The sequence below is a fragment of the Sphaerochaeta sp. S2 genome (genome assembly GCF_016406725.1).
Taxonomy (GTDB): domain Bacteria; phylum Spirochaetota; class Spirochaetia; order Sphaerochaetales; family Sphaerochaetaceae; genus Sphaerochaeta.
Map to the genome: position 1 here is coordinate 1 of NZ_JAEKNT010000344.1, position 3,838 is coordinate 3,838.

Annotated in this window: 4 protein-coding genes, 1 tRNA gene and 1 pseudogene; 3 read left to right on the plus strand and 3 right to left on the minus strand. The window is 44.6% G+C overall.

Annotated elements, in window-relative coordinates; translation table 11 throughout:
• Positions 1-192: pseudogene (locus JF818_RS10020) on the plus strand (6-phosphofructokinase); the annotation flags it as partial.
• A 257-nt stretch (positions 193-449) separates the two neighbouring features.
• Here JF818_RS10020 and JF818_RS10025 read toward each other — a convergent pair.
• Complete coding sequence (locus JF818_RS10025; RefSeq protein ID WP_198891873.1) at positions 450-1,400, minus strand: DUF1848 domain-containing protein; 951 nt, start codon at positions 1,398-1,400, stop codon at positions 450-452.
• A 175-nt stretch (positions 1,401-1,575) separates the two neighbouring features.
• A tRNA-Gly gene (locus JF818_RS10030) sits at positions 1,576-1,646 on the minus strand.
• A 140-nt stretch (positions 1,647-1,786) separates the two neighbouring features.
• Here JF818_RS10030 and JF818_RS10035 point away from each other — a divergent pair.
• Positions 1,787-2,029, plus strand: a complete 243-nt coding sequence (locus JF818_RS10035; RefSeq protein WP_198891874.1) for a DUF3276 family protein — start codon at positions 1,787-1,789, stop codon at positions 2,027-2,029.
• Between the two features lie 35 nt (positions 2,030-2,064).
• On the opposite strand, the gene JF818_RS10040 is transcribed toward JF818_RS10035, so the two are convergent.
• On the minus strand, positions 2,065-2,685 hold the full coding sequence (locus tag JF818_RS10040) for a ribonuclease HII (protein WP_198891876.1): 621 nt from the start codon (positions 2,683-2,685) through the stop codon (positions 2,065-2,067).
• A gap of 90 nt (positions 2,686-2,775) precedes the next feature.
• Here JF818_RS10040 and JF818_RS10045 point away from each other — a divergent pair.
• Positions 2,776-3,838, plus strand: a 1,063-nt coding sequence (locus JF818_RS10045) for an AAA family ATPase (protein WP_198891875.1), incomplete at its 3' end; no start/stop codon positions are given.

A 3,838-nucleotide genomic window follows, 5' to 3' on the forward strand; every position in this document is an offset into this window, starting at 1 on the left:
CTTTCAACCTCACTGGGTAGTCGATGTGCCCAGGAGATCATGAAGGACAAGTGGGGAAATATGATGGCAGTCCAGGACAACAAGATTGTGACCGTTCCTCTGGAGAAAGTCGCAGGTCCTGTCAAATATATTCCCAAGGACCACTACCTGATCACCTGTGCAAAGGATATCGGGGTGTGCTTGGGTTCCTGAGGGCCATAAGAGACTACACGGCTTATGTGCAAAGACGAGACTCAGTAAGGTTGTCTCCTGGTAATTTGAGAGTTGGATGTTCAGGTTATGAATCGATGTTGCTCTCAAGAAAAAATGTACATAGTATAATTAATCTCCCATATGAATACCTTCTATGGGAGATTAGCTATATCCGTGGGAGATTATCCCAAAGAAAAGCAGCAGGCAGCCAGCGATAAGCTACCACTATCGGTGTATTGCAATAAAACTTGAATGAGCTATGACGATACGAATGGGAGATCTGGCTGAAGAATAGTTTTGGACTGTGCATCCTTTCTTTCACGTATAACGTCATTCTCTGTGATCTTGCTGCAGAGCAGGGGAGAAAATGCATCATAGTTTTGTCGGTTTTGGAGAAGTGCTTCCCTGCTGAAAGAGGCATAACAGTATTTGCATCCATGCATGCAGGTGTTGTACAGGCCTATATCTACACTTGGTACACAACCGCAATTTTTTCTTTGGTTGGTATCTTTCTTAAGGTGAAGAGGTTTTCCAGAGATTCGAGAAATCAGGGCATCATCAATGCATTTCCCATGGCTGATACCATAGGTTGATAGATCTATGGCTTCTGCACAGGTTTCGAGGGTAATGCCTTTTTCTCTTGCAATGGCAGAAAACGCTCTTGCAATTGTATGCATTTCATTGAAATCTGGTTCTCGGTACCCCAAGGATCTCATTGCACTAAACGTTCTTTTAGGAAAATCGATGAAACTGATAACACAACGCTGGGTTGCATCCTTCAGTTTTTCTGCAAGGGTGGCAAAATGCTGAATATGAAATGACACCGTATACTTGTCAGTGAGAAGGATTGGATCATATCTCCAAATCACACGTTCTTTGCCGATTTTCTCAGAGAGCTGCATGAAAGTATCAACCAACGATACGTGTTTGATTGCCAGTCCAGGTTCTACATCAGCTTCATAGGCATTGAGCGTAAAGTGGAAATAGTAATGATACGCTTCAAGTTCGTTCAGTCTCACCATGAGTGGGGCAGGGTTCTTTGTCCAGAAGACAATACAATCAATGAGTTCAGGAGACAAATCTATCTTACTGACCTGTCTTGGATTGATGGGATTTCTGGTAAAGACATATCGTTCCTTGATTCTATTCAGGAACCAATCTGCATAAAATGCTGGAATATCGGTTCTTCTGCTTGCACTGAGTATCATACTTCGTCTACCGTACTCTTACTTTTGGGATAACGCAAGAATTCAGTTTATCTATGTACAAATGCTATTTGATGTGGTTTCTGATGGAAGTCCGGCAAACCTGGAGACAAGAAAAAACCCACACCGTATAGTGTGGGCTATTCAATTCTTTATTGTGTAAGTGTTTCTTATCTAGAGCGCCCTACGGGAGTCGAACCCGCTTCTTCAGCTTGGAAGGCTGAGGTAATACCATTATACGAAAGGCGCTTGCTCTGTATCAATGTATATAAAACATTCTGGAATTTCCGTCAAGTACCTCCAGTTGACAGAGGGAGCACCTCCAGTTGACAGAGGGAGCACAACACTGATACAAGTATCATAGAAACAGTTAAGCGAGGATTAAAAGCGTGGGACAACGTGGAGAAGTGTATTCAACAAGACTTGTTAAAAATGACAGGACTTATTTCTTTAATGTAAAAGAGAACATCTATGGGGACATGTTCCTCAATATGGTGGAAAGCAAAGGTACTCCTGACAGTGAGCGGTTCATTAGACAATCGATTATCGTCTACCAAGAAGATTTGGGAGAATTTTTGAAAGAACTGCAGAAATCCTTGGATTTCATTAAGCAGAACGCAAAAAAAGACTAATAGAGGGCAGCCGATAGGCTGCCTTTTTCATCTCCCTAGAAGAGTGACTGCTGCTCCTCCTGTTTTCTTGAGCCCTCCTGCTTGATGGAGAATGTCTTCCGATGAATGGGAGAGAGCCCATAGAGCAGACAAGCCTCCCTATGCTCCTTGGTAGGGTAGCCCTTATGCTTTGCGAAATGGTAGATCGGCCACTTTGCATCACAGAGCACCATGAAGCGGTCACGTTGGTTCTTTGCCAAGATGGAGGCTGCCATGATCTCAGGGATCGTGGCATCTCCCTTTATGATTGCCTGTACCGTACAATCAAGATCTGGTCTCTGGTTTCCGTCAACGAGTGCTGTATCGACTGAAATGTGTGCTTTTACTTTCTCGTAGGCTCGTTTCATGGCAAGCAAGGAAGCTTGGAGAATATTGATCTTGTCAATTTCTTGTGCAGTTACACTGGCAACTGCCCAGGCAAGAGACTGTTCCTTGATGATGATTTCAGCCTCTAGGCGTTGTTTTTCGGAAAGTTGCTTTGAGTCCCCGAGGATTTCAATGGGAAAATCTGGTGGAAGTACCACCGCAGCTGCCACAACAGGACCAGCCAATGGACCTCGCCCAGCTTCATCCAAGCCACAGACAACTCCCTTCTCATCGTTCAGATTGAACAGCATCGGTTCCACACATCACCTCCTACTTTTTCCCAAAGCCAACTTATGCTATAATCGCACGGAATACTGCGTCAAGCAAAAAGAGGGTGTAATTTGTTTCTAAAAAGCTTGGAACTATATGGCTTCAAATCTTTTCCAGATAAGGTCAGCTTGGATTTTGCCGATGGAATCACCAGTTTGCTCGGTCCCAATGGATGTGGTAAGAGCAATATTGTCGATGCCATCAAGTGGGTATTGGGAGAACAATCCACCAAGACCCTGCGTGCTGGGAAGATGGAGGACGTCATATTCAATGGAACAGACAATCGTAAACCCCTCCAGGTTGCAGAAGTTTCCCTGGTAATCTCTAATGAAGAACATCATCTTCCTCTTGATGCACCAGAAGTGGAGATCAGACGAAGAATATTCCGCACAGGGGAAAGCGAGTACTACCTTAACAAGAACCGAGTCTTGCTCAAGAATATCAAAGAACTTTTCTTTGACACTGGAGTCGGCAAGAGCGCCTATTCCATTCTGGAACAGGGCAAAATTGACCAAATCCTCTCATCAAAACCTGAAGACCGACGATATATCTTTGAAGAAGCCGCCGGAATAAGTCGTTTCAAAGTCCAGAGCCAGGAGGCAGAACGTAAACTTGCACGAACTGATGAGAACATCATGCAAGTGGAAACCATCCTCAAGGAAGTGAAGCGAACATACGAGACCAAGAAGAATCAGGCATCGAAAGCAATCAGCTACCGAGAGCTCAAGACTGAACAGTTCTCTTTGGAAGTCGATGTGCAGTTGTCAACGCTTAAATCTTTTCTCCTGCTCAGAGAGAATAAAATTGAGCAGAAACAGCGCTCAGAGGAAGCTTATGCTGCGCAGAGAGGTTCCCTTACAGAGTTTGACCAGGAAATTGAACAGCTCCAGGAAGAGCTTCGTGCCCTTGGTTCACAGCGAATCAGCAAGCAGACTGAACTGCAAAGGCTGGATGAGGCGACCAAAGGTAGGTCGGACAAACTTGACCTTCTGACCCAACGATTCCGTGATTTCCTCCAGCAAAAAGATCAGGCTGGTGCAAGAGCAGAACTGATTCAGGAACACATCGAACGAGATACCGAGGAAATTGACCAGAAGCTCACCGATATCGCTACCCTTGATGAGTCAATTGAAC

What these genes read in the sequence shown, in the direction of transcription:
- JF818_RS10025 (WP_198891873.1), bottom strand. Translation starts at nt 1,400, where the DNA reads ATGATACTCAGTGCAAGCAGAAGAACCGATATTCCAGCATTTTATGCA.
- JF818_RS10040 (WP_198891876.1), bottom strand. Translation starts at nt 2,685, where the DNA reads ATGCTGTTCAATCTGAACGATGAGAAGGGAGTTGTCTGTGGCTTGGAT.